Origin of the sequence: Microbacterium testaceum (assembly GCF_006539145.1) — a bacterium.
GTDB lineage: Bacteria > Actinomycetota > Actinomycetes > Actinomycetales > Microbacteriaceae > Microbacterium > Microbacterium testaceum.
Window position 1 is genome coordinate 281,435 of the sequence record NZ_BJML01000001.1, and the last position, 24,618, is coordinate 306,052.

Below are 24,618 nucleotides of genomic sequence, written 5' to 3' on the forward strand. Positions count from 1 at the left end.
AGAGGACCCCCCACTCCACGATGACCGACATCGACTGGGACGAACTTCGTTCGGCCGCCACGGATGCCATGCACCGCGCGTACGCGCCCTACTCACGCTTCAAGGTGGGCGCCGCGGCGCTCGTCGCCGATGGGCGCATCGTCTCGGGGTGCAACGTCGAGAACGCCTCCTACGGTGTGACGCTGTGCGCCGAGTGCGGTCTCGTGTCCGACCTGCACATGAGCGGGGGCGGCCAGCTCGTGGCCTTCGTCTGCGTCGACGGGGAGGGGCGCACGCTCATGCCGTGCGGCCGCTGCCGTCAGCTGCTGTTCGAGCACGCGATCCCGGGCATGCTGCTCGAGACCGTCAGCGGCATCCGGACCATCGACGAGGTGCTGCCCGACGCCTTCGGCCCGCGCGACCTCGAGGAGGCCGCACGATGAGCGCCGAGCAGTACGACGCGGTCGACATCATCCGCGCGCAGCGCGACGGACGCGCCATCACCGAGGGCGAGATCCGCTGGCTGGTCGACGCGTACACGCGCGGCTACGTCATGGACGCGCAGATGTCGGCGTTCACCATGGCGGTGCTGCTGAACGGCCTCGGTCGTGACCAGATCCGCGTGCTCACCGACGCCATGATCGCCTCGGGTGAGCGCATGGACTTCGGTTCCCTCGGCAAGGTGACCGTCGACAAGCACTCGACCGGTGGCGTGGGCGACAAGATCACCCTGCCGCTCGCCCCGCTGGTCGCCGCTTTCGGCGTCGCGGTGCCGCAGCTCTCGGGTCGGGGACTCGGCCACACCGGGGGCACCCTCGACAAGCTCGAGTCGATCCCCGGTTGGCGCGCGGCGCTGTCGAACGACGAGATCATGGCGCAGCTGCGCGACGTGGGCGCGGTCATCTGCGCCGCCGGCACGGGCCTCGCTCCCGCCGACAAGAAGCTCTACGCCCTCCGCGACGTCACCGGCACCGTCGAGGCGATTCCGCTGATCGCCTCGAGCATCATGTCGAAGAAGATCGCCGAGGGCACCGACTCCCTCGTGCTCGACGTGAAGTTCGGCTCGGGCGCCTTCATGCAGGACATCGACCGCGCGCGCGAGCTCGCCGAGACGATGGTCGCGCTGGGCACGGATTCGGGTGTGAACACCACGGCCCTGCTGACCGACATGAACACCCCGCTGGGTCTCGCGATCGGCAACGCCAACGAGGTGCGCGAGTCGGTCGAGGTCCTCGCCGGCGGCGGTCCGGCCGACGTCGTCGAGCTGACGGTGGCCCTGGCCCGCGAAATGCTCACGCTGGCGGGCCAGCCCGACGCCGACGTCGAGGAAGCACTGAAGGACGGCCGCGCGATGGACGTCTGGAACCGCATGATCCGTGCGCAAGACGGAGATCCGGATGCCGACCTCCCCGCGCCCCGCGAGACCCACACGGTCCTCGCCGAGCGTTCGGGCGTCGTCTCGCGCGTCGAGGCCCTCCCGTTCGGGATCGGTGCGTGGCGTCTGGGCGCGGGTCGCGCCCGGGCGGAGGACGCCGTCGTGCACGCGGCGGGCATCGACCTGCACGTCACCATCGGCCAGTCGGTGACCGCCGGTCAGCCGCTGTTCACCCTGTCGGCGGACGACGAGTCGCGTTTCGAGCGCGCGCTCGGCGCCGTCGAGGGCGCACTCGAGATCGGCGACACCGCCCCCGCGGCAACGCCCATCGTGCGCGAGCGCATCACCGCGTGATGGCATCCGGAAAGAAGGACACCGTGGCATCCGAAGACTTCCGCATCGGCCGGACGAAGATCGCCGAGCTGCCGAAGGTCTCGCTGCATGATCACCTCGACGGGGGCCTCCGCCCGCAGACGGTGCTCGAGCTCGCCGACGAGATCGGTCTCGACCTGCCCGCCGACGACGCGAAGGGCCTCGAGGCGTGGTTCTCCGACCACATCGACGGCGGCTCGCTCGAGGACTACCTCGAGAAGTTCTCGGTCACCGTCGGCGTCATGCAGACCCGCGAGGGCCTCGTACGCGCGGCCAAGGAGTTCGTCGAAGACCTCGCGGCCGACGGCGTGGTCTACGGCGAAGTCCGATGGGCTCCCGAGCAGCACCTCACCCGCGGCCTCAGCCTCGACGACGTCGTGGACGCCGTGCAGGAGGGGATCGAGCAGGGCGAGGATGCCGCCGACGCACGCGGGCGGGACATCCGTGTCGGACAGCTGCTGACGGCCCTGCGCCACAACGACAACGCGCGCGACATCGCCGAGCTCGCCGTCTCGTGGCGCGGACGCGGCGTGGTCGGCTTCGACCTGGCGGGGCCGGAGGACGGGTTCCTGCCGCAGCGGCATCGCGAGGCGTTCGACTACCTGGCCGAGCAGTTCTTCCCCACGACCGTGCACGCGGGGGAGGGGGCGGGATTGGCATCCATTCGCTCCGCCCTCCTCGACGGTCGGGCGCTCCGCCTCGGCCACGGCGTGCGCATCGCCAACGACCTCGACGTCGTCTCGCGCGAGGGCGAGGAGGTGCAGGTCACCTTCGGCGACCTCGCCCGCTGGGTGCGCGACCGCGAGATCACGCTCGAGCTGTCGCCGACGTCGAACCTCCAGTCGGGAGCCGTCACGGCGTGGGGCGACACGATGGACGCCCACCCGTTCGACCTGCTGTACCAGCTCGACTTCTCGGTGACGGTGAACGTCGACAACCGGCTGATGAGTGCGACCACGCTCACTCGCGAGTTGGGCTTGCTGGCGCAGGCGTTCGAGTACGACCTCGACGACCTCGAGGCGTTCCAGCTGAACGCGGCCGCCGGCGCCTTCCTCCCGGTCGAGGAGCGCGAGGAGCTGATCGAGATCATCTCGGAGGGGTTCCACCGCTGACGCGGTGCGGGCGGCGCTCACCGGTTTCGGTGGGCGCCGTCGTCGTTTCCTAGGAACGGGCGGCATCGAGCTCGCCCGTGCCGAACTCCTGACCTTCCGCGCTGCACGCGCCGTGCGTCGGCGGCGATGGTGTCTGAGGTGCGAGGTTCTCAGAAGTTTCGCCACATGACCGTCCGCGAGACCGCGGGCGGAGTCAGGGCCGCGACAGGAAGCCCGCGAGCTGCTCGGCGATCACCCGGTCGACCTCGGCGGGGTCGATCGTGGGGGTGCCATCGCCGGGTTGCGGACCGTAGGAGCCGAACGAGGCGTGCGAGGCGCCGGGGATCTCGACGAAGGTCGCGGTCGCGGGGAGTTCGCCCTTGGCATCCGCGATCTTCTGCGGGGTGGACAGGCCGTCTTCGGATCCCGAGAGGCTGAGGACGGGAAGGCCGGATGCCGACAGGTCGTTCGCGCAGTACGAGGCGAAGAGCACCAGGGCGTCGGCGTCGCCGGCGAGTTGGCAGGCGCGGACGCCGCCGAGGGAATGACCGCCGACAGCCCAGGTCGACACGTCCGGCGCGAGGTCGGTGAACGTCGACAGGGGACGGGGATCGAAGAAGGCCAGGTTGAGCCAGGGGCGCGTGATCACCACGGTCACACCGTCGTCGACGACCGTGTCCGCGAAGGTGGCGATGTACCCCTCCGCCTCGACCTTCGCGCCCGGGATGAAGACCAGTCCCTGCCCGGTCGCCCCCGTCGCGGGGGAGAGGACGATGCCCGCACCGTCATCGGTGATCGTCAGAGCCGGGTTCGCCCGGGCCTCGGCGAGCGGGCCGGGCTCGGCGCCCATCACTCCCACCTGGGTGTAGATCAGGATGCCGACGACCAGCAGCACGACGAGAGCGCCCAACCCGCCGAGAGTCCACCGCAGCCACCGCCGGGGACGGCGAGGAGCGCGCGCAGGAGGGGGATCGGCGGGGGTCTCGCTGGGGGTCACTTCTCGAGCGTATCCTCGCCGGTCGGCGTCGAGGCGCGCGGTACCCACCACCGAAACGCCTCCGCCGATGTGGCGCGCGGGGCGGCACATCGGCGGAGGTTCGGAGCGCAGCGGGTGTCAGGCGGGAAGGGCCGCCTTGCGGGCCGACACGATCTCGACGATGCGCGCGTACAACGGGTGCTCGACGTCGAGGCCGGTGACCTCGGCGGTGAACGTCTCGGCGTCGAGCTCGCGCAGCATCCGCTGCAGGTCGACGGCCTGGGCGTCCTCGGCATCCGAGAACTCCAGAGCCGCGGCCATCGCGGACACCAGCGCATCGACGGGAAGACCCCGGTCGACGGCTTCGGCCGCCGGGCCCACGAAGCGCTCGTGTCGCGAGAGCTTGCGCAGGGGCTGCCGACCCACTCGCCACACGGTGTCGGGGAGGGCGGCGTTGCGGAACCGGCGCAGGATCGTCGCGCGGTACTCGCCCTGCACGTCGGCGTCGAGCTCGTGCTTCTCGACGAGCAGAGCGCTGGTCTCCTCGAGGGCCGCCTCGACCTTGGCCGCGATCTCGTGGTTCGACAGAGCGTCCGAGATGCGGTCGATCCCGGCCTGCGCGCCGAAGTACGCCGTGGTGGCGTGCCCGGTGTTGACCGTGAAGAGCTTGCGCTCGATGTAGGGCTCGAGGTCGTCGACGAAGTGCGCACCGGGGATGTTCGGCGGGGTGTCTCCGAACGGCGGTCGCTCGATCGCCCACTCGTAGAAGGGTTCGACCGTGACGTCGACGCCGCCGCCGGACTGGGCCGGGACGATCCGGTCGACCGCGGTGTTGGCGAAGACCGCACGGGATGCCAGTGCATCCCACGACTCGCCCGAGAGCTCGACCACGTGCTCGCGCAGCTGATCGGTCGCGCCGATCGCGTTCTCGCACGCCATGATCTGCAGCGGGGGGAGGGAGGGGTCGCGGAGGGCGAGACCCGCCACGATGTGCGGGGCCACGAACTTCAGGATCGTGGGGCCGACGGCGGTGGTCACCACGTCGGCGGTCGCGATCTCGTCGACGAGCGCCTCGGCATCCACCGAACTGTCGATCGCGCGGAAGCCGGTCACCTCCTTGTCGACGCCCCCCTCGCCCACCTCGTGGACGGTGTAGGACGACGCCGAATTGATGGCCTCGACCAGGGATGCCGAGACGTCGGAGAAGACGAGCTCGTAGCCGCCCTCGTGCAGGAGCAGGCCGACGAAGCCGCGGCCGATGTTCCCGGCGCCGAAATGGACGGCCTTCATGCGTTGACGGAACCCGAGAGGGCCTCGAACAGCTCCTCGGGCGAGGAGGCGGCCTTCAGACGCGCGACGTCGTCTTCCTCGGAGAAGAGGATGGCGATCTGCGAGAGGATCTCGAGGTGCTCGTCGCCCTTGCCGGCGATGCCGATTACGAAGGTGACGGGCTCTCCGCCCCAGTCGACACCGCCGTCGTAGCGGACGACCGACAGGCCGGAGGTGAGGATGGCCTGCTTGGTCTCGTTCGTGCCGTGGGGGATCGCGAGCTCGTTGCCCATGTACGTCGACACGGTCTCTTCACGCTGCTGCATGGCGGCGAAGTACTCGGCGGTGACGGCGCCGGTGGCCTGCAGCAGGTCGGCGGCTTCCTTCATCGCCTCCTCGCGGGTGGCGCTGCCGGGGTGGATGCGGACGGATTCGCTGCGGAGGACGTCTGACATGGTTCTCGCCTTTCTCGTCGTGCTGTCCAGCCTCGCAAAACGCGGGCCGGACGGGAAGACGCCAGGGGCCGGGCTGACGCACCGGCCCCTGGCGTGCTAGGGGTTACTTCGCTTCGTGCTGCGCGCGCACCATCTCCACGACCTCGTCGTAGCGCGGCGAGTTCATGAAGTTGTCGACCGAGACGTGCACCGAATCGGGCGACTGCGCCTTCGCACGGTCGGTGAGCTGGTTCTGCGTGATGACCAGGTCGGCCGAGCCGTCGAGGTTCGCGATCGCCTGGTTGGTGACCGTGACGCCGTCGATGCCGGCCTTCTTGATCTTGTTGCGCAGGACGCTCGCGCCCATGGCGGACGAGCCCATGCCGGCGTCGCACGCGAACACGATGTTGTTCAGCTGCTTCGTGGCGACGGCGCCGCCTTCGAGCCCGCCGAGCGCCGCATCGACGTCGCGATCGGCCGTCTCGGTGGTGCCCGAGCCGGTGGTGCCGGCGGCACGGGTGCGGAGGGCGCCGAGGGCCGACGACTCCTTGCCCTTGTTCGCCGCGGTCTGGTCGATGGCCGCAGCGAAGCTGTCGCCCTCGGCCTCCTGGTCGCGCTTGCGCGAGGCGCGGAGGATGACGCCGGCCACGAGGAAGGTCACGGCGGCGGCCACGACGACCGAGAGGTAGACCACCAGGAGGTTGGCGGGACCGGCGCCGATGGCGGCGACGGTGACGGCGATGATGCTGCCGGGAGCGGCCGGGAAGGCCAGGCCACCCTGGAAGATCATGTTCGTCGCGACACCCGACGCGCCACCGGCGATCAGGGCGAGGATCGTCATGGGCTTGGCGAGCGCGTACGGGAAGTAGATCTCGTGGATGCCGCCGAGGAACTGGATGATGATCGCGCCCGGAGCCGAAGCCTTGGCCGCTCCGACACCGAAGAAGGTGAAGGCGAGAAGGAGGCCCAGGCCGGGGCCGGGGTTGGCCTCGATGAGGAACAGGATCGACTTGCCGGAGTTCGCCGCCTGCTCGATGCCGAGCGGGGTGAACACGCCGTGGTTGATCGCGTTGTTGAGGAACAGCACCTTGGCCGGTTCGACGATGATCGAGAGCACCGGGAGCAGGTTGAACTGCACGAGGAACGCCACGATGCTGCCGAGGACCGCGCTGATGCCGAGGAAGACCGGGCCGAAGGCGAAGAAGCCGACGATCGCGAGGATCATGCCGAGGATGCCGGCCGAGAAGTTGTTCACGAGCATCTCGAAGCCGGGGCGGATCTTGCCGTCCCAGAGCTTGTCCATCTGCTTGGTGATCCAGGCCGCGAGGGGGCCCATGATCATCGCGCCGAGGAACATCGGGATGTTGGTGCCGACGATGACACCCATCACGGCGATCGTGGCGACCACGCCACCGCGCGCACCGTAGACGATGCGTCCACCGGTGTTGGCGATGAGCAGCGGGAGCAGGTACGTGATCATGACGCTGACCAGGCCGACGTAGCCCTGGTACGTGCCGCCGTCGGTGTTCGCGGTCAGCGCGGTCATGGCGCCGGGCCAGTTGATGGCCGCAGCGTCACCGCCGCCGCCGAGGATCTCGGCGACCGGCGCCCAGTGCCAGCCGAAGGGGCTGTTGGCACCGAAGAACCCGGCGGGGATGAAGAGCATGGTGATGAAACCCCATGCGATGAATGCCGCGATGTTCGGCATGATCATGCCGGAGAGGAACGTGCCGAATCGCTGTACCGCGATGCGAGCCCCTCCCGGCTTCTTGGTGGGTGACGTCGTCGTCATTGCTGTGTCTCCTTGACTGGCTGCACGGCCGGAGCCGCGATGGGGGTGCGGCTTACGCCGCCGAGTGGGTGGAGGCTGCCTGGGCGGCCTCTCGGGCGGAGGCCGCGTCGTCGGCGGCCAGGGCTGCCTCGGCGATGCGGCGGGCATCGTCGAGAGAGTGGGTGAGCAGGGTGGCGCGCACGTCGGCGAGGGCGGTGGGGGCCATCGACAGCGTGGTGGCGCCGAGACCGACCAGCACGACGGCGAGCAGCGGGTCGGCCGCCGCCTCGCCGCAGATGCCGACGGGCTTGCCGTTCGTGCGGCCTGCGGCCCCGACCTCGCGGATGAGGCGGAGGACGGCCGGATGCCACGGGTCCTGGAACGAGGCGACCGAACCGAGCAGGCGGTCTGCGGCGAGCGTGTACTGCGTCAGATCGTTGGTGCCGATCGAGGCGAAGTCCGCGATCTGCAGGATGCGGTCGGCGAGCAGTGCGGAGGAAGGCACCTCGACCATCACGCCGGCGGTCTTCAGGCCGTAGTCCTTGGCCAGGGCGGTGAAGTAGCGCGTCTCCTCGACGGTCGAGACCATCGGCGCCATGACCCAGAGGTCGGCCGGACCCGCCTCGGACGCCCGGGTCGCGGCATCCGCCTCCGCCAGGGCGGTGAGCTGCTCGCGCAGGATGTCCTCGCTCGCGCGGAGGGCGCGCAGCCCCCGCAGGCCCAGCGCCGGGTTCTCTTCGTGCGCGTCGTTGAGGAAGGGAAGCGGCTTGTCGGCGCCGGCGTCGAGCACGCGTACGACGACCTTCTTGCCGGGGAAAGCGCTCAGCAGTTCGATGTAGGCGGCGCGCTGCTCTTCGACGGTGGGCGCGGAGCTCGAGCTGAGGAAGAGGAACTCGGTGCGGAACAGACCCACGCCCTCGGCGCCGAGCTCGACGGCCTCGGCCGCACCGCCGGGCTTGCCGAGGTTCGCCAGCAGGGGGACCTTCGTGCCGTCCGAGAGGGCGCCGTCGGTGATCGGAGCGGATGCCGCGGTCCTGCGGGCGTCGGCGCGGTTCTGCGCGCGGGCGAGGTCGTCGTCGGTGGGATCGACGGTGACGACGCCGGCCGCAGCGTCGACGATGACGGTCTGTCCGTCGACGAGGTCTTTCGCGCCGGCCGCGCCGACGACCGCGACGATCGACTTCTCGCGGGCGAGGATGGCGGTGTGCGAGGTGGGGCCGCCCTCGGTGGTGACCAGGGCGAGCACCTTGTCGAGATCGAGCAGAGCGGTATCGGCGGGAGCGAGGTCCTTGGCGACGAGCACGAAGGGGTGGCCGGGATCCGGGATGCCGGGAGCCGCGACGCCCCGCAGGCGCGCGATGACCCGCTGGGCGACGTCGTCGAGGTCCGCTGCGCGCTCACCCAGATAGCCGCCGAGGGCCACGAGCTGCTCGCGGAAGGAGGCGAAGGCGTCGTGCACGGCGAACTCACCGGTCTTGCCAGCGGCCAGGCGACTGTCGACCTCGGCCTCGAGCGTGGGGTCTTCGGCGATCATCGCCTGTGCCTCGAGCACGTCGCGCGCAGCTCCTCCGGCCTGGGCGCCGCGGGCCTCGAGCTCGCGGGCGACGGCGCCGATGGCCTCGCGCAAGCGCGCCGTCTCGTCTTGGAGGCTCAGATCGCTCTTCGCGTCCTTGGGTGCGGGCAGAGGCTCGGCCATGCGCGCGATGGGTCCCTGGGCGACGCCCAGGCCGATTCCGACTCCACGGAGTTCCGTCATGGTGCTGTGTTTCCTTTACTCGGCGTCGTGGTCGGTGGTCAGAAGCTCCGCGAGGCGCTCCAGCGTCGCTTCGGCGGTGTCGCCGTCGGCGGTGAGGGTCACGTAGTCGCCCTGCTCGAGACCGAGCGCGATGATTCCGAGGATGCTCGCGGCGTTGACGGGGGTGCCGGCGTCTTTGGCGAGGGTCACGGGGATACCGGAGTCTCTCGCCGCCTGCGCGAAGAGCTTCGCGGGGCGCGCGTGCAGGCCGTGCGACGATCCGATACGGACGGTGCGGGTCAAGTGGGGCATGGTGTCCTCTCCGTCGTTTTCAGATCGTGTCCGCGGGCTGGCGGGAACGCAGGGCGTCCTCGACCAGGGCGAGGGTTCGGGCGCCGCTGTGGTCGGTGAAGACATCGTCGGGAAGCAGCACCACGCTCACGCCGCGGGGCGTGGCCTGGAGGCGGATGTCCTCGAGTTCGAGGGCCAGGTGCGGACCCACCAGCACGATGTCGGCCGCGTCCAGGTCGATCGGGAGGGATTGCGAGGTTCCCGCCGATGCGGAGTAGTCCAGGCCCTTCTCGTGGGCAGCGCGACGGACGCGTTGCGCCACGAACGTGCTCGACGCACCCGCTCCACACACCACGAGGATCTTCATCGACCGGCCTTTCTTCCTCTCGATTTTCCGCACCCCGCTCACAGCGGACAACCAGGTTCGTTTCCCACCCCCCGGAACGCGGATGCCGTGACCCCGCCACCGTGCGCGTGCACATCCCCGCGCCCGGCGGGGGAGGGCGTGAAAGGATGGGGGAATCGCCGCTCACCGGTGCGGCGCGGAGGACGGATCGTGACGACGAAAGCTCGCCAAGACCGCCTGCTGGCCCTGTTGCTGCGGGACGGGGAATGGTCGACCGCGGCCTCGCTCGCCGACGCCCTCGGGGTGACTCCGCGCAGCATCCGCTCCTACGTCACGGCCATCAACGCTCGTGTCGCCGGCGGTGCGGCGGTCGAGTCCGGCCCCCTCGGCTATCGCGCCGGGGCCGAGGCGGCCGCAGCACTGCGCGCCCTCACCGGAACGGATACCGGTACCCCGCGCGACCGCTTGCACACTCTCGTGCGCCGTTTGCTGGACTCCGCCGACGGCATCGAGGTCTTCGACACCGCCGATGCCCTCCACGTCAGCGCGGCGACCCTCGAGGCCGACCTGTCCCGTGTCCGCGGGCTGCTGGGGGGCACCGAGCTGACCCTCGAGCGCTCGGCATCCACCGCTCGTCTCCGGGGAACCGAGGTCGCTCAGCGTCGCCTGTTGTCGAAGCTCGCCCACGACGAGATGGACGCCGGGCTGTTCGACCTCGACGCCCTGCGCCGCACGCTCGGCGAGCAGTCGGTCGGAGCGCGCGCCTTCGGTCCGTTCAAGGCCGAGCTCGTCGCCGAGCTCGGGGCGCTCGGCTACTACGTCAACGAGATCGGCATCGGCGACGTCGTGATGCACATCGCGATCGCCGCCGACCGCACGACCCGCGACCGCGCCCTCGGCTCGCCGGGCGGCGACTCCTCGGACGCGGCGGCCGCGGTGGTCGACGTGCTCGACCGGCTCACTCGAAAGCACATCGGCGTCCAGCTCGGCTCGGGCGATCTGCGGCACCTCGCGACGCTCGTGCTGACGCGCATCGTCGCCCCGGGATCGCCGGGCGGCGACGACGTGCGCTCCCGCCTCGACCCGTCGGTCGAGGCGGCCGTGCGGCGGGTCGTCGAGAACGCGGCATCCGAATTCCTCGTCGACATCGCTCACGACGACTTCATCCTGCGCCTGGCCCTGCACGTGCAGAATCTGCTGCATCGCGCGCGTGAGCAAGCCTGGTCGCGCAATCCGCTGACGCGGTCGCTGAAGTCGACGTACCCGATGATCTTCGAGGTCGCGGTGTACATCGCGAAGGGGCTGCAGGACGGTCTCGGCATCCCGATCCTCGACGACGAGATCGCCTACATCGCCATGCACGTCGGCGGCCGGCTCGAGCGCAGTCGCCGGGCCGACCAGCTGCTGACGGCGACGATCGTCTGCCCCGGGTACTACGAGCTGCACGAGCTGCTGCGCTCGAGCGTCGACCGCTCGCTCGGTCAGGCCATCGAAGTCGTGGGCGTCGAGACGCGCATCGACCCGGCCTGGGACGCGATCGACACCGATCTCGTGCTCACGACCATCGATCCGCCGCGGCCGGGGGATCGGTTCGTGCGCATCCAGCCGTTCCTCACCGGCGCCGACGTGGAGCGGGTCCAGGCCGCGGCCGGGCGCATCCGTCGCGGTCGTCGTCTCGCCCGACTGCGGGCCGAGCTCGAGGGGTACTTCGCGCCCGAGGCCTTCGTGCGGGGGCTGGATGCCGCCGAGGGCGAGGCCGGCGTCATCCGACGCCTCGGTCGGATGCTGGTGGAGCAGGGCGTCATCGACGACGCCTACGTCGCCCGGGCGGTGGAACGCGAGGCGATCTCGTCGACGGCGTTCACCGACGCCCTCGCCGTGCCGCACGCGATGGGCATGACCGCGACCCGGACCCGCATCGCGATCGGCATCGCCGACCCCTCGATCGCGTGGGGCGAGGGCCGCGTGCAGGTGGTGGCGCTCGTGGCCTTCAGCGAGACCGATCGCGAGGCGTTCCAGACGGTGTTCGAGCAGTTCGTCGAGGTCTTCAGCGAGCGCGACAGCGTGCAGCGCATCGTTCGCCGCGGCACGGACTTCGCTGCGTTCCTGGACGAACTGGTCGCGGTGATCGACGGCTGACCGCGCGCGCGGCGCGGCTGGGGTCGAAGCGGTGCGGCCGCCCTTACCGGGGCGGGAAATGTGCACCGGGGCGATTCTCGGCCGCCCCAGTGCACATGTCGCGCCCCGATGCGGGCGCTCAGCGTGGGGGCGTGATCCCGAAGGCGCGGAGGCGTCGGCCCAGTGTCGCGGCGTCTCGGATGTCATCCCACCCCCACCGGGCGAAGCGTCTGTTCGTGCTGCCTCGGATCCAGTCCTCCCTCTGCTTCTCACGGTCGACGACCTCGAACGGCGACCGTCCCTCCGCCGCGGCGAGTTCTCGATATTTCGTCTTCCCGTCGAACTCGCCCCAGGCGTCGACGTCGTCGAGACCGAAATCGACCCAGAAGGTGCCCCCGTGCGGCCCGGGCACGGGGACCTGGAGCGCCGGGGGCGCGAAGCCGAGATCGAGCAGTCGCAGTCGACTGACGCTTTCGCCCGGGAGCTGGGCACGGCCGTCCGCGAGGCGAAGAAGACGCTCGGCCGTACGCCGGTTGCGTGTGACACGGGCGGCCCACCCGAGGGCGTCCTCCCGAAAGAGCGTCGCCGCGGTCTCGTCGTACGAGCCCGGCGGGTGGAAGGCGCGTCGTCGCAGCGCCGCGTCGGCGACACTCAGCGCGACGTCACGCGTCTCGCTCCGCGCGACATCGGCGACGGTGCGCGCGAGCGGCGTGCACCGCAAGCCGTTCACGTCGACGGAGCTCGCCTCGTGGAGGTCACGGTGCCGGACGACGTCCGCGGACGCGCCGGGTCGATCGTCGGCGGTCAGGAGGTGGATCTTGCCGTCGTCTCGCAGGCAGGGAAGCCCCTGGATGGCGGCGGCGGTCACGCCGCAGAACGTCGGCCGCGAGCGAGACACGAGCGCGAGCGCCCTCGCCCGAAGCACGATTCTCTGTTCCGGGCGGGTGAGGTGAGCGATGTCGGCCGCCCGGGCATACACGCCGCGGCGGACGGCGGCGAGGGAGCCCGATTCGAGTTCGCGCCGCACTCGCCGGGAACCCCACCCCAGCTCGTCGAGCTGCGTGCGACGGACGAGCGGCACCGTGAGCTCCGTTGTCATCCGCCCACGATGATGGATCGCACGTCACACCGCCGCCGCTCGAGCCCCCGTTGTGGACAGATTGAGCTCGATCGCCGTACGGGAGGATCGCCCCGACACCGCTACCGGGGCGGGAGATGTGCACCGGGGCGGTCGAAAGTCGCCCCGATGCACATTCTGCGCCCCGGGACCCCGGTTCACATGCCGATCGCGGCGAACTCGGGGGCGGTGATCGTGGGGGCGGCCACGCCGAGCAGGCGCTCGATCGCATCGGCGGCTCGAGGGGCGGCCCGGCCGTCGCCGTAGAGAAGCTGAGCGCGGGACATCTCACGATGCCGAGCGGGGTCGTCGAGCAGGGCCGACAGCTCCACCACGACCCTCTCGCGTCGAGTGCCGATGAGACGGGCGGCTCCGGCATCCACGCCCTCGGCGCGTTCGGTCGTGTCGCGCACGACGAGAGCGGGGATGCCGAGCGCGGGCGCCTCCTCCTGCACGCCGCCCGAGTCGGTGACGACGCAGTGCGCGCGCGCCAGCAACCGACCGAACTGGGCGTACGGCAGGGGCTCGCACAGCACGACGCGATCGGTGTCGCCGGCGGCCGCGCGCACCTCGTCCCGCACACGCGGGTTGGGGTGGAGCGGCAGCACGGCGACCACGTCTGACCGCGCCGCCACGGTCTCGGCGACGGCAGCCACGACGCGGGCGAGCGGCCCGCCCCACGACTCGCGTCGGTGCACGGTGACGAGCACGATGCGGTTCCCCCCGTCGACGAGGCCCTCCATCGCGGGGTCGTCGAAGCGTTGCGGGTGGGTCTTCTGCCGGTGCAGCGCGTCGATACCGGTGTTCCCGGTGACGACGATGGCGTCGTTCGCGATCCCCTCGGCGCGGAGATGGGCTGCGGCGCTCTCCGTGGGCGCGAGGTGGAGGGAGGCCAGCGGCGCGATGAGGCGACGATTGCCCTCCTCCGGGAACGGGGAGCGCAGGTCACCCGAGCGCAGCCCCGCCTCGAGGTGGATGACGCGTGCTCCGGCGTAATACGCGGCGACCGCTGCGAGCGCGGCACTGGCGGTGTCTCCCTGCACGATGACGGCATCCGGAGCGTGTTGCTCCCACCGCGCCGCGAGTGCGGAGAAGATCGCCGAAGAGGTCTGCGCGAGCGTGCTGCCGCGGCGGAAGACATCGAGGTCGGCGTCGGGACGGATGCCGAAGGAGGCGTTGATCTGATCGGTCATCTCCCGGTGCTGCCCCGTCACCGCGACGGTGGTCCGCAGCGAGTCGCGTGCGCGCAGTTCCGCCACGAGTGGGGCGCATTTGACCGCCTCCGGGCGGGTTCCATAGACGATCTCGACGTGGGGCGGTGTCATCGGCGGACCTTCCGGGAGCGGCGCGTGCGCAGATCCCTGCGCAGGACAGCGGGAGAGGGGGTGATCGGCGTCGCGGTGTACGCGCGGGGCTGCCGCAGCGCGATGATCAACAGCAGAGAGATCGCTGCCCCGAACCCGAGGAGCACGAACACCGAACCGATGTAGCGGTGCACGAGGTCGAAGCCCTCGCGCCCGTACTGCGTGTAGGCCCACGCGGCGGAGACGAAGCGGACGATGTTGCACGTCGAGGCGAGCGACGCGGCGGCGGTGAGGCCGACGAGGACGCGACCGATGCGCGCGCGGGTGATCACGACCGCCGCGGCGGCCAGGACGAGCAGCGGAACGATGAGCACCATCGTCGAACAGAGGGTGGTGATGTCGAGGCCGACGAGCTCGGGCGTCCCGATGCCGAAGTAGACGACGGGGCCCGCGGCCGCCGCCCGACCGGGTGTGATCGGGTCGAGCGCCCAGCGGGTCAGGGCCGCCTCCGTCGTTCGTACGCGGGTCTCGTTCGCGACAAGGAGGACCGCGGCGAGCAAGAGTGGCAGCGCGAGAGCCGCCCGGGTGGTCATGAACGAGGCGCCGAAGCGCCCGAGCGAGGTGGTGCTCATACCTCCACCGCCCGCAGCAGTCGATCTGCGTCTGCGTTGCGCCGGGTCTTCGTCCAGCCGTTTCGCCGGGTGAGCAGGCGCCCCAGCGCCCGCGCGACGCAGACATAGCTCTGGTACATGTACAGCCAATACCCGAGGCCCCAGAGCAGTCCCTTCCACAGCGGGTGTCGCTCTTCTCGTCGGGTGTACACGATCGGCCACAGGGCGAAGGGCAGGATGCCGGTGGCCACCCAGAGCGGCAGGATCCACGCGGATTGCCACGCCCATGACAGGAAGCCGCCGGGAGCCAGTGCCCCCGTCACGATCATCGCGATGGCGACCGACGGCCACACGATCAGCCCCAGGAGCTGGATGTAGGGGATGGCGAGGAAATAGGCGGCTTCGAAGGCGCCCGCGTTCGTGAAGGAACGCGAACCGAAGATGTGCGGAATGTAGCGTCCGCATTGCATCCCGCCCTGACACCAGCGCGTGCGCTGCGTGAGCAGGCGGCGTGCGGAGGGAAGGGCCTCTTGCGACACGTACGTGTCGTGGACGTAGACGGTGCGGTAGCCGGCGAGCATGATGCGCAAGCCCACCTCGTAATCCTCGAGCAGGGCGTCTCCCCACGGTTCGCCGGTGTCGAGGGACGCCGCGCGCAGCGCGCTCAACCGGGTGAATTGGCCGTTGCCCCCGAGCCCGACCGACACGGTACGCATCCGGAGGATCTGCATCGCTGCGATCGTCGTGCGGAACTCGATGTCCTGCATGCGGATGAGGGAGCGCGCCCACGCCGAGGCGAGACGACCCCGCCCGGGCGAGGGGGAGGGGTCGTCCCTGTTGTTCATCCGCACCGCGACCTGCAGAGCCCCGACGAGGGGGTCTCCGAAAGCGGCAGGGCCGGCCGCTTGACGCAGGGCATCAGGGGCGAGGTCTCCGTCGGCATCGACGACGACCACGATCGTCCGGTCGTCGTCGTCGGCGGCCCGTGCCCGCTCCCGGGAGCGCCAGGCGTCGAGCTGCACGAAGGCGGCGTTCAACGCCGCCCCTTTGCCGGACCGGGCATCGGGGAGCGTGCGGAGGACGGGATGGATGAACGAGTCCGCCCCGGCGGCACGGGCGATGAGCTCACCCGTGCCGTCGGTGCTGGCGTCGTCGATCATCCACAGATGGATCTGCGGAAACCGCTCGCGCGTCCTCGTCATCGTCGCCTCGACGACGGCCGCTTCGTCCCGGCAGGGGAGGAAGGCGTGCCATTCGAAAGGGGCGGTGTCTCCCTCCGCCGCGCGCGGTCGTCGCAGGAACGGGACCACGATCAGCGTCGTGTAGGTGAGGAACATCACCAGGAACACGAAGGAGAGGGCGTAGAGGATGTCGAGGGGTGTCATCGCCGGCCACGGGCTTCCCCGAAACGGTGAGGTGACGGCGTCTGGACGCGCAGACGGTAAGCGCGCCACAGCACGAGCACTCCGACGGCGATCATGATCGCCGCGACGATCACGAGCGCTGCCAGGGGCACGGTGAGACCGGTGACGGCGAGAACCCCGGCGGCGCCGCCGCCGACTCCACGATTCACGTACATCGGGACGCTCTTCAGCTGCGTGCCGTGGCGACGGCGCGCAGGGTGCGGCGCCGGATGACGACCGCGGCCACCAGCAAGGCTGCGACACCCAGCATGCCCCCCGCGATCGACAGCGACTCGGCGCCGGCGACGGGAACGGCGAGTCTGCCGGCGTTGGGGCCGACGGTGGCGCTGGCGAGATCGATGCGCGCGAGCGATCCACCGGGGAGATAGCCGATGCGCAGCGCCGTCTGAGTGAACGACCCGTCCGCGTTGTGCTCCTGAACGTTGACCGGCAGCTGAATCAGCGCGGTGAGCGCGGTTGCCAAGGGGGCGACCACGTTGTTCGTGAGACCGTTCAGCACCGGGTTGATGACCCCCTCGGCGACGCTGAGGGCGGCGCTGAGGGGAGCTCCGACGAACCCGAGCTGACCGGCTCTGGTCCGGACGGCGTCGAGAATGCTCGCCACCTGATCGGTGATCTTCTTCGCGACGGCGGTCGGGATGTACGACACGAGGTCGGTCCCCGGCGGCAGATCGTTGACGTCGGCGACGCCGGCCGCGGCCAGCACGTCGTCGAGCGTGACTTCGACCGTGCCCCCGGCGAACGGGTTCGACAGGCTCACGCCGAAACCGCCCGCCACGGCGAGCAGCGTGTCGATCGCCGGGCTGATGACGCCCACAGCGGTGTTCACGAGCGTGCCGTCGACCTCGAAGGTCGTGTCGGCCAGCACGTACTGGCCCGTCTGCGTCCCGTCGGCGGCCTGCTGCGCAGAGGCGGCGAGTGTCCCGAAGTGGGCGGTCAGACCCACGAGCTGGTTGGCCCCGCCGACGGTGAGGGTAGCCGTGTCGTTCGCACTCGGCGACCCGACGTTCGACGGGGTGACGGTGCCGACGCCGATGAGGCTCGGTGCCGCGGACACCGCGCCCGAGAAGGCGGAGGAGCTCCCGTCGTCGCGTGCTTGCGCATACTGGCCCACCGCACCGAGGCGCAGGATGCCGTTGTCGCCGAAGAGGGTGTTCGACCCGCTGCTGAGCTGCAACAGCCCGGCGAGGGCTTCGGCGTCCAGGGGCTGATCGGTCGTGACGTCGCCGCTGCCGTCGGGATTCACGGCCGTCGCCCCGCGCAGGGCGAGGACGGCGTCGGTGACGTTCGTTCCCGCGATGCTCACGTCGACGAGACGTCCGTTGGCCTGCGAGACGACGTCGGCGGCGTGGGCCGCCGTGGCGGGGATGACGAGGGCAGTGGCCAGGGCGCCCACGGCCGCGAAGCGCGCCACGCGCGCGGTGCGGGTGTGCGGATGTGTGCTGTGCAATTGCGTACCTGTTTCTCTCTCGGGTCGGGTCCGCGAAGAGGGCGTCGGTGACGGCGTGCGGACGCAGAGCAACCTATGAGTGGGGGCGGTACGCGGCATCCGTACCCGACACGGAATTCGGTGCAGATGGGACGCGGAATCCACGAGAAATGTACGGATACGAGTACGTAAGCGTGGACAACTAACGCAATCAGTGTGAGAAGAATGAGACCTAGGAAACACCGGGGAACCAATGGAGGACCGGCGGATTGTGAGGGGGAGCAGTCATGAACAAGGAGTTGATCTGGGGGCGGGATGAGCCCCTGTGTCGCGCGATGTGGGCGCTGGATCACCGGCGGAACGTCCTCATCACCGGAGGACGCGGTGCGGGCAGAACGCGGATTCTGAGTGCGCTGACGACGACCATGTCCACACCGTCGGTGCGTGTACGCCAGCGTCCGGGCGGGATGATCTCCGTCTTCGACAGCGCGGGCGCCGCCGCCGTGGTAGAGGAGGCCCGTGTTCCCGCGATGGTGGCGGACCTGGTCGCCGACGAGACGACGATCCTCGTCGATGACCTGGATCGCTTTCCCGCCGGCCTCATCGAGACGCTCATCGGTGCGGTTCTGCATCACGGAGCGACATTCGTCGCCATCACGTGCCCCGCGGTCGTCGCCTCCGCCGTCGATCGGCGGCTGGCTGCCGCGCTGAAGACGCTGTGCGAACACCCGCGCACGGTGAGCGTGATGATCGAGCCGCTCAGCCTGGCGGATTCGACGCGTCTGAGCGACTCGCTGCGCACGCGACATTTCGGGAGCGAGCCCGGCGATGACGTGTGGAACTCCGCTCTGCACCGGCTCACCGGCGGCAACCCCGCGTTGATCGAGAAAACTGTGGAGTTCGCTGCCGCCGCGCATCGACTGGACGCCCTGATGCCGCTGGACCCGGCGTGCGATCCGCTCACGGGCCGGATCGTGGACATCGCACAGGACATGATCGCTTCCCTCACGAGCGACGAGTTGTGCGTGCTGAGCGTGATCCGCGAACTCGGACCGACGCCGTTGCGGTATCTTCGCGTGGCCGTGACGGCGGGCACGTTGGCGACCCTGCGGGATTGTGGTCTGCTCTCCGCGTCCACCGACACGTTCAACATCGCCGCGTGCGAGATCGCGGCCCGCGTGGCGGCTGACCGCCTGGGACGGGCGGAGATCGAGGGATGCCGGGGGCGGGTGGCGGCGGGCCTGCTCGGGCTGGCCACGTCGGGAACTCGTCTCGGTATCCGAGCCGTCACCTTCTGCGCCCGATATGCGCCCGAACCCGGTGACGAGTGTGGAATCGCGACGCTTCAGCAGCTGCGTGACTCGGCGGCGCTGGCGGTGGCCCGATCATCGCGACCCGCCGATGCGATCCGTATGGCCGGGTTGGTGCTCGACCGTCCCGGGCCGGTCCCGGTGCGTTCGCGCGTGGCGCTCGCCCTGGCATACGACGCCGTGGGACGCGGTGCGGATGCCGATGTCCTCCTCGCCGATGTTCCCCCGCCCGCCGACCCGGAGGAGGCGACCCTCCTCGTCCGCGCACTGGTGAACAGGCTCGTCGCGATCGAGGACGGAGGAGCACAGGCTCGTGAGCGTCTGAGCGTCATCTCCGAGTGGCTCGGCGACGATCCCTCCTGGGGAACCATCGCCGAGAGCGCGATGACGATGTTCCGCATCTTGAGCGATCCGACCGTCGAACCGCTCGAGATGCAGATCCCGGCCGCCCGGCCCGGTGCGGACGCGGACGCCGTCGCGTATCGGGATGCCAATGTCGCGGTCCTGTCGGCCCTGCGGGGAAACGGGGGCGCGGCCATCGCTCTGATGGAGCCTCGGCGACAACGCCATGGGCTCGACGCGGAACCGCGCCTCGACATCTACCAGCGCCACGTCCTCACGTCGATCATGCTGCAGCACGATCTGCCGGCGGTGCGGGCGTCGCTTCGTCGTCGCATGCTCACTGCTCGCTGCGTGGACCGCCAGGACGACCTGACGGTGCTGGCCATCCTCGACGCGGCGCTCCACGCCCGCCTCGGCGATGCCGACGGCATCTTCGGGAGCCTGAGCTGCCTGAGGCTCGCCCCCTCGGCGAACACCCGCGTGTGGACCGATCTGTTGCTCGCCGTGGGGTACGCGATGGTCGGTGATGTCATCAACGCCAGCGCTGCCCTCGCGCGCGCCGAAGCCGTGCCGAGCACGTGGGCCGGGCGGGCGTACGGGCTGGCGCGCACGGTCACCCACGTCCTGATCGATGTCATCGCCGGCCGCTCCCACCTGGCGTTGCACCGGATCGGCCTGGAGCTTCCTCTCGCCGAGCGCCATGCGCCGGTGTTCCTCCCCACGATGCTCGAGCTCGCTCTTCGCGCGGGAATGCGGCCGTCGGACCTGCTCTCGCGCGCCACCGGGTACGCGCGGCGATTCGATCTTCCCGCGCTCACGGCCCTGATCGAACAGGTTCGCGAGACGCTCGGCGAACCCTCGGTCCGGTCACTCGACAGGCTCACGGCGCGCGAGCGCGAGGTCGTGCTCCTGGCGGCGTCGGGTCACACGAACGCGGTGATCGCCGAACGCCTGCACCTGTCGATCCGCACGGTCGAGTCGCACCTGCATCACGCGCGGACGAGGCTGGGCATGAGTCGCTCCGAGCGGTTCGAGGTCGTGACCAGAGTGGCTCCGCGGCGAGTCTTCGCGGTCTGATCCCGCGCACCGTTCCTCGACGGGCGCGGGATCAGAGAGGGTCACCGTCGTGACGCGAGCAGCTCGTCGGCACCGGCGCGCAGCGCCTCGAGCCGACGGCGCGCCTTCTTCGCCGACGACCCGCGAACGTCGAGGTACAGCTTGAGCTTCGGCTCGGTGCCGCTCGGGCGCACGATGAGCCGCGACCCGTCGTCGAGCCACAGGCGCAGTACGTCGCCGGGGGGGAACCCGTCGACCCCGCGGAGCAGGTCGTCGACGTGCGACACCGCGATCTCGCCGACGACGGCGGGCGGCTGGGCGCGAAGGGACGCCATGATCCCGGCGATCTCGCTCACATCGGTCACGCGCACCGAGATCTGGTCGCTGGCGAACGCGCCGAACGTCTCACGAAACTCCTGCAGCAGGTCGGCGATCGTGCGCCCCTGGCCGCGTGCGTCCGCCGCCATCTCGAGCAGCGCGACGGCGGCCGAGATGCCGTCCTTGTCGCGCACCGTACCCGGGTTCACGAGGTACCCCAGAGCCTCCTCGAAGCCGAACACCATTCCCGGAGCCCGCGAGATCCACTTGAACCCCGTGAGGGTCGAGTGGAAGTCGAGACCGTAGTGCTCGGCGACCGCCTGGAGCCCCGGTGACGACACCAGAGAGCAGGCGAGGGATGCCGGCACCCCGGCCGAGGCGTCGGGCGCCGCCGCCGCAGCACCGGCTGCGCGCCACCCCAGCAGCAGACCGATCTCGTTGCCGGTCAACCGGCGCCATCCGCCCTCGGCGTCGGCGTCGGGAATCGCGACGGCGAGGCGATCGGCATCCGGGTCGTTCGCGATGATCAGCTCGGCGTCGACGGCGCGCGCCGTCTCGAACGAGAGGTCCATGGCGCCGGGCTCTTCGGGGTTGGGGAACGCCACCGTCGGGAACCGCCCGTCGGGGTGGATCTGCGCCTCGACGACGGTGGGTGCGGGGTAACCGGCCTCGGTCAGCACCCGAGAGAGGGTCTCCCATCCCACGCCGTGCATGGCGGTGTACACCCAGTTCAGGCCTTCGGCTCCGGCCGGGGCGGGAGCCACCGCCGCCGTCGCGGCGACGTAGGCCTCGACGACGGACTCCGGGGCGTTGGCGTACCCCACCGATCGGGGGAGGGTCGTGATGTTCCCCTCGTCGGCGATCCGCTGAATGTGCGCCGCGATCTCGGCATCCGCCGGCGCGACGATCTGCGCCCCCTGGTCGTCGCCGCCGAGGTAGACCTTGTAGCCGTTGTCGTCGGGCGGGTTGTGGCTCGCGGTGACCATGACACCGGCGTCGGCGCCCAGGTGGCGCACCGCGAAGGCCAGCACCGGCGTCGGCAGCAGGCGGGGGAGCAGGATCGCATTCAGTCCCGCTCCGGCGAAGATCTCGACCGAGTCGCGCGCGAAGACGTCGGAATTGCGGCGTCCGTCGTAACCCACCACGACGGTCGGCGTCGCGCCGGAGGAGCGTTCGATCAGGTACGCCGCGAAGCCCGCGGCGGCCTGTGCCACGAGCACGCGGTTCATCCGGTTGGAGCCGGCGCCGAGCGTTCCCCGGAGCCCCGCCGTGCCGAACGCCAGGCGCGTGGAGAAGCGGTCGTCCAGGTCGGCCGAGGCCTCGGCATCCCCCGTCTCGACCCGCGAGATGAGGTCGGTGAGCTCACCGCGGGTCTCGGCATCCGGGTCCTGGGCGAGCCAGGCGCGGGCCGCGTCGAGAACGGAGCTCACAAGGCGCCGATCACGCGGGCGAGGAGCGCCGAGATGACGGGTTCGGCCTCGCGGCCGGCTTCGAGCACCTCTTCGTGGCTGAGCGGCGTCTGCTGGATGCCGGCGGCGAGGTTCGTGATGAGCGAGAAGCCGAGGATCTCCATGCCTGCCTGGCGCGCGGCGATGGCCTCGAGGGCGGTCGACATCCCCACGATGTGTCCGCCGATGGTCTTGGCCATCTGCACCTCGGCGGGGGTCTCGTAGTGGGGCCCGCGGAACTGGGTATACACGCCCTCATCGAGGGTCGGGTCGATCGAGCGAGCGACATCCCGCAGGCGCTTCGAGTACAGGTCGGTCAGATCGATGAAGGTCGCGCCCTCGAGCGGCGAGTCGGCGGTGAGGTTGATGTGGTCGCTGATGAGCACGGGCTGGCCCGGCTTCCACGTCTCGCGGATGCCGCCGGCGCCGTTCGTCAGGATCATCGTGGTCGCGCCCGTCGCTGCCGCGGTGCGCACGCTGTGCACGACCCGTCGGACGCCGTGGCCCTCGTAGTAGTGCGTGCGAGCGCCGATGACGAGGACGTTCTTCCCGCCCGGGGTGCGGACGCTGCGGAGCGTGCCGACGTGCCCCTCGAGAGCGGGCTTGCTGAAGCCGGTGACCTCGGTGGCCGGGAACGACGCCGTCTCGTCGCCGATGAGTTCGGCGGCGCGGCCCCAGCCCGACCCGAGGGTCACGGCGATGTCGTGGTGCTCGACGCCCGAGAGGCGGGCGATGTCGGCCGCTGCGGCCGTGGCGACCTCGAACGGGTCGACCGCCGGGTCGTCGAGCGGGTGAGAAGTGCTGTTGGACATTCCCCCACTCTAGAAACTGCGGAGCCCGCGGGCCAGACGGCACACGCCCGTGTTCAGCGTGTCGGGTGAGCCTGAGCGGCGCATCGGCATCCGCCCAGCGCTGACAGAATGGATGCCATGGTGCAGAGCTTCGAGCGCAAGCAGTCCGTCGCTATCGTCGGCGGAGGCCCCGGCGGGTACGAGGCCGCTCTGTCGGCGGCTCAGCTCGGCGCCGACGTGACACTCGTCGAGCGCGCCGGTGTGGGCGGCTCGGCCGTCATCACCGACGTCGTGCCGTCGAAGACCCTCATCGCCACGGCCGACGCGGCCGTCGCCATCCGCAACGCCAGCAGCCTCGGCGTGCAGCTGTTCGCCAAGGACGACCGGGGCAAGCCCCTGACCCCCGAGGTCGCGATCAACCTCGCCGCCGTCAATCAGCGTCTGCTGTCCCTCGCCCGGCAGCAGTCCGACGACATGCGCGCCTCGCTCCTCGAAGCGGGCGTCCGCATCATCTCGGGCCACGGCCGACTCGATGGCAACGGCGCCGTCGTCGTCTCGACCGAGGCCGGCGGCACGGATTTCGATCGCATCGAGGCCGAGACCCTCGTCGTCTCGGTCGGTGCCTCGCCCCGGGAGCTTCCCTCGGCCCAGCCCGACGGCGAGCGCGTCCTCACGTGGACGCAGCTCTACAACATGAAGTCGGTTCCGTCGCACCTCATCGTGGTCGGCTCGGGTGTCACGGGGGCGGAGTTCGCCTCCGCTTACATGAACCTGGGCGCCAAGGTCACGCTCGTGTCGAGCCGCGACCAGGTGCTCCCCGGTGAGGATCAGGATGCCGCGGCCGTCCTCGAACGCGTCTTCCAGCGCGGCGGCATGACGCTGCTGTCGAAGGCGCGGGCCGATTCGGTCGTGAACACCGGCGACGGGGTGGTCGTCACCCTCGCCGACGGACGCACGATCGAGGGCAGCCACTGCCTCATGGCGGTCGGCTCGATCCCCAACACCGCCGGCCTCGGTCTGGAGCAGGCGGGCGTGCAGATGACCCCGTCGGGTCACATCCGCGTCAACCGCGTCGCGCGCACCTCGGTGCCCAACATCTACGCCGCGGGCGACTGCACGAACTTCTACCCCCTGGCATCCGTCGCGTCGATGCAGGGGCGCCAGGCGATCTTCCACGCGCTGGGCGACATCGTCATCCCGCTCGAGACCCGCCGCATCACGGCCAACATCTTCACGGCGCCCGAGATCGCCACGGTGGGCTTCAGCGAGCAAGACGTCACCGAGGGCCGTATCGCCGGCGTGGTGCGCAAGCTCCCGCTGTCGGCGAACCCGCGCGCGAAGATGCAGGGCATCACCGATGGCTTCGTCAAGCTCATCGCGCGCGAGGGCAGCGGCACCGTGATGGGCGGCGTGATCGTCGGGCCCAAGGCGTCGGAGCTCATCTACCCGATCGCGATCGCCGTCGAGCGTCGTCTCACGGTCGACCAGGTCGCGCGCGTGTTCGCGGTGTACCCCTCGCTCACCTCGAGCATCACCGACGCCGCCCGCGCCATGCACATCGTCGACCGCGACGACCCCGGCGAGGACTGAGCGTTCCGGATGCCGCGGCATCCGTCGCCCGGTCGCTGTCGCGCGGGTTTCGGTGACGCATAAACGCTTTCTGCGCGTGGAAACGCGTGCTACTCGCGTTTACGCGTGTGGATCGCGTTTA

At 70.4% G+C, this 24,618-nt stretch carries 21 protein-coding genes; 6 read left to right on the forward strand and 15 right to left on the reverse strand.

Annotated features, from left to right (window positions below):
* The first annotated feature begins 20 nt into the window (after positions 1–20).
* Genes MTE01_RS01445 through MTE01_RS01455 form a run of 3 tightly spaced genes read left to right on the forward strand, consistent with a single transcriptional unit; the run spans position 21 to position 2,838 of the window.
* A complete protein-coding gene (locus tag MTE01_RS01445) occupies positions 21–422 on the forward strand; it encodes a cytidine deaminase (protein ID WP_013583709.1) in 402 nt (133 codons plus the stop codon).
* Positions 419–1,708, forward strand: coding sequence for a thymidine phosphorylase (locus tag MTE01_RS01450; protein ID WP_141375321.1), 1,290 nt, complete (start codon positions 419–421; stop codon positions 1,706–1,708). The genes MTE01_RS01445 and MTE01_RS01450 overlap by 4 nt, the downstream gene beginning before the upstream one ends.
* Positions 1,708–2,838, forward strand: coding sequence for an adenosine deaminase (locus tag MTE01_RS01455; protein ID WP_246077966.1), 1,131 nt, complete (start codon positions 1,708–1,710; stop codon positions 2,836–2,838). The genes MTE01_RS01450 and MTE01_RS01455 overlap by 1 nt, the downstream gene beginning before the upstream one ends.
* A gap of 193 nt (positions 2,839–3,031) precedes the next feature.
* Here the strand turns inward: MTE01_RS01455 and MTE01_RS01460 are convergent, their stop codons facing one another.
* From MTE01_RS01460 to MTE01_RS01490, 7 genes are all read right to left on the reverse strand, one after another.
* Positions 3,032–3,814, reverse strand: a complete 783-nt coding sequence (locus MTE01_RS01460; protein ID WP_141375323.1) for an alpha/beta hydrolase — start codon at positions 3,812–3,814, stop codon at positions 3,032–3,034.
* Positions 3,815–3,931: 117 nt separating this feature from the next.
* Positions 3,932–5,083: a mannitol-1-phosphate 5-dehydrogenase gene (locus MTE01_RS01465; RefSeq protein ID WP_141375325.1), complete on the reverse strand. Its 1,152-nt coding sequence runs from the start codon at positions 5,081–5,083 to the stop codon at positions 3,932–3,934.
* Positions 5,080–5,517 carry a PTS mannitol transporter subunit IIA gene (locus MTE01_RS01470; RefSeq protein ID WP_103206550.1) on the reverse strand — a complete coding sequence of 146 codons (438 nt, stop codon included), beginning with the start codon at positions 5,515–5,517 and terminating at the stop codon, positions 5,080–5,082. The genes MTE01_RS01465 and MTE01_RS01470 overlap by 4 nt, the downstream gene beginning before the upstream one ends.
* A gap of 103 nt (positions 5,518–5,620) precedes the next feature.
* A complete protein-coding gene (locus MTE01_RS01475; RefSeq protein WP_103206549.1) occupies positions 5,621–7,288 on the reverse strand; it encodes a PTS mannitol transporter subunit IIBC in 1,668 nt (555 codons plus the stop codon).
* A gap of 52 nt (positions 7,289–7,340) precedes the next feature.
* On the reverse strand, positions 7,341–9,023 hold the full coding sequence (ptsP, locus tag MTE01_RS01480) for a phosphoenolpyruvate--protein phosphotransferase (protein ID WP_141375327.1): 1,683 nt from the start codon (positions 9,021–9,023) through the stop codon (positions 7,341–7,343).
* A gap of 15 nt (positions 9,024–9,038) precedes the next feature.
* A complete protein-coding gene (locus MTE01_RS01485) occupies positions 9,039–9,314 on the reverse strand; it encodes an HPr family phosphocarrier protein (protein WP_103206547.1) in 276 nt (91 codons plus the stop codon).
* A 19-nt stretch (positions 9,315–9,333) separates the two neighbouring features.
* Entirely contained in the window at positions 9,334–9,660 is a 327-nt protein-coding gene (locus MTE01_RS01490; RefSeq protein ID WP_103206546.1) for a PTS sugar transporter subunit IIB, read from the reverse strand.
* Positions 9,661–9,849: 189 nt separating this feature from the next.
* On the opposite strand from MTE01_RS01490, the gene MTE01_RS01495 reads away from it, so the two are divergent.
* Entirely contained in the window at positions 9,850–11,778 is a 1,929-nt protein-coding gene (locus MTE01_RS01495) for a BglG family transcription antiterminator (RefSeq protein WP_174799620.1), read from the forward strand.
* Positions 11,779–11,896: 118 nt separating this feature from the next.
* Here MTE01_RS01495 and MTE01_RS01500 read toward each other — a convergent pair whose 3' ends face one another.
* From MTE01_RS01500 to MTE01_RS01525, 6 genes are all read right to left on the reverse strand, one after another.
* On the reverse strand, positions 11,897–12,856 hold the full coding sequence (locus tag MTE01_RS01500; RefSeq protein WP_141375329.1) for a hypothetical protein: 960 nt from the start codon (positions 12,854–12,856) through the stop codon (positions 11,897–11,899).
* Positions 12,857–13,032: 176 nt separating this feature from the next.
* Positions 13,033–14,199, reverse strand: a complete 1,167-nt coding sequence (wecB, locus tag MTE01_RS01505) for a non-hydrolyzing UDP-N-acetylglucosamine 2-epimerase (RefSeq protein ID WP_103206544.1) — start codon at positions 14,197–14,199, stop codon at positions 13,033–13,035.
* The gene (gene xrtS / locus MTE01_RS01510; RefSeq protein WP_141375331.1) at positions 14,196–14,810 is read right to left on the reverse strand and encodes an exosortase S; all 615 of its coding nucleotides are present in this window, start codon (positions 14,808–14,810) and stop codon (positions 14,196–14,198) included. The genes wecB and xrtS overlap by 4 nt, the downstream gene beginning before the upstream one ends.
* On the reverse strand, positions 14,807–16,174 hold the full coding sequence (locus MTE01_RS01515; protein ID WP_141375333.1) for an XrtP-associated glycosyltransferase: 1,368 nt from the start codon (positions 16,172–16,174) through the stop codon (positions 14,807–14,809). The genes xrtS and MTE01_RS01515 overlap by 4 nt, the downstream gene beginning before the upstream one ends.
* Entirely contained in the window at positions 16,171–16,368 is a 198-nt protein-coding gene (locus MTE01_RS01520; protein ID WP_103206541.1) for a hypothetical protein, read from the reverse strand. Before MTE01_RS01520 ends, MTE01_RS01515 begins: the two co-directional genes overlap by 4 nt.
* An 11-nt stretch (positions 16,369–16,379) precedes the next feature.
* Positions 16,380–17,663, reverse strand: coding sequence for a PVV-CTERM domain-containing choice-of-anchor G protein (locus MTE01_RS01525; protein WP_170210581.1), 1,284 nt, complete (start codon positions 17,661–17,663; stop codon positions 16,380–16,382).
* 446 nt (positions 17,664–18,109) lie between these two features.
* Here MTE01_RS01525 and MTE01_RS17270 point away from each other — a divergent pair, with 446 nt between their 5' ends.
* The gene (locus MTE01_RS17270) at positions 18,110–20,371 is read left to right on the forward strand and encodes a helix-turn-helix transcriptional regulator (protein ID WP_170210582.1); all 2,262 of its coding nucleotides are present in this window, start codon (positions 18,110–18,112) and stop codon (positions 20,369–20,371) included.
* A 41-nt stretch (positions 20,372–20,412) separates the two neighbouring features.
* Here MTE01_RS17270 and MTE01_RS01535 read toward each other — a convergent pair whose 3' ends face one another.
* Together MTE01_RS01535 and MTE01_RS01540 are read right to left on the reverse strand one after the other, a co-directional pair.
* On the reverse strand, positions 20,413–22,098 hold the full coding sequence (locus MTE01_RS01535) for a phospho-sugar mutase (protein WP_141375337.1): 1,686 nt from the start codon (positions 22,096–22,098) through the stop codon (positions 20,413–20,415).
* The gene (locus MTE01_RS01540) at positions 22,095–22,928 is read right to left on the reverse strand and encodes a purine-nucleoside phosphorylase (protein ID WP_141375339.1); all 834 of its coding nucleotides are present in this window, start codon (positions 22,926–22,928) and stop codon (positions 22,095–22,097) included. The genes MTE01_RS01535 and MTE01_RS01540 overlap by 4 nt, the downstream gene beginning before the upstream one ends.
* Positions 22,929–23,036: 108 nt before the next feature.
* Between MTE01_RS01540 and MTE01_RS01545 the strand changes: the two genes are divergently transcribed.
* Positions 23,037–24,497 (forward strand): NAD(P)H-quinone dehydrogenase, encoded by a 1,461-nt coding sequence (locus MTE01_RS01545; protein ID WP_174799621.1) that lies wholly within the window; start codon positions 23,037–23,039, stop codon positions 24,495–24,497.
* The last annotated feature ends 121 nt before the right edge of the window (positions 24,498–24,618 follow it).

Excerpts from the sequence above, each read along its gene's own strand:
- MTE01_RS01445 (WP_013583709.1), top strand. The coding sequence starts at position 21 with ATGACCGACATCGACTGGGACGAACTTCGTTCGGCCGCCACGGATGCC.
- MTE01_RS01450 (WP_141375321.1), top strand. The coding sequence starts at position 419 with ATGAGCGCCGAGCAGTACGACGCGGTCGACATCATCCGCGCGCAGCGC.
- MTE01_RS01455 (WP_246077966.1), top strand. The coding sequence starts at position 1,708 with ATGGCATCCGGAAAGAAGGACACCGTGGCATCCGAAGACTTCCGCATC.
- MTE01_RS01465 (WP_141375325.1), bottom strand. The coding sequence starts at position 5,083 with ATGAAGGCCGTCCATTTCGGCGCCGGGAACATCGGCCGCGGCTTCGTC.
- MTE01_RS01470 (WP_103206550.1), bottom strand. The coding sequence starts at position 5,517 with ATGTCAGACGTCCTCCGCAGCGAATCCGTCCGCATCCACCCCGGCAGC.
- MTE01_RS01475 (WP_103206549.1), bottom strand. The coding sequence starts at position 7,288 with ATGACGACGACGTCACCCACCAAGAAGCCGGGAGGGGCTCGCATCGCG.
- ptsP (WP_141375327.1), bottom strand. The coding sequence starts at position 9,023 with ATGACGGAACTCCGTGGAGTCGGAATCGGCCTGGGCGTCGCCCAGGGA.
- MTE01_RS01485 (WP_103206547.1), bottom strand. The coding sequence starts at position 9,314 with ATGCCCCACTTGACCCGCACCGTCCGTATCGGATCGTCGCACGGCCTG.
- MTE01_RS01490 (WP_103206546.1), bottom strand. The coding sequence starts at position 9,660 with ATGAAGATCCTCGTGGTGTGTGGAGCGGGTGCGTCGAGCACGTTCGTG.
- MTE01_RS01500 (WP_141375329.1), bottom strand. The coding sequence starts at position 12,856 with ATGACAACGGAGCTCACGGTGCCGCTCGTCCGTCGCACGCAGCTCGAC.
- wecB (WP_103206544.1), bottom strand. The coding sequence starts at position 14,199 with ATGACACCGCCCCACGTCGAGATCGTCTATGGAACCCGCCCGGAGGCG.
- xrtS (WP_141375331.1), bottom strand. The coding sequence starts at position 14,810 with ATGAGCACCACCTCGCTCGGGCGCTTCGGCGCCTCGTTCATGACCACC.
- MTE01_RS01515 (WP_141375333.1), bottom strand. The coding sequence starts at position 16,174 with ATGACACCCCTCGACATCCTCTACGCCCTCTCCTTCGTGTTCCTGGTG.
- MTE01_RS01520 (WP_103206541.1), bottom strand. The coding sequence starts at position 16,368 with ATGTACGTGAATCGTGGAGTCGGCGGCGGCGCCGCCGGGGTTCTCGCC.
- MTE01_RS17270 (WP_170210582.1), top strand. The coding sequence starts at position 18,110 with ATGATCTCCGTCTTCGACAGCGCGGGCGCCGCCGCCGTGGTAGAGGAG.
- MTE01_RS01540 (WP_141375339.1), bottom strand. The coding sequence starts at position 22,928 with ATGTCCAACAGCACTTCTCACCCGCTCGACGACCCGGCGGTCGACCCG.
- MTE01_RS01545 (WP_174799621.1), top strand. The coding sequence starts at position 23,037 with ATGGATGCCATGGTGCAGAGCTTCGAGCGCAAGCAGTCCGTCGCTATC.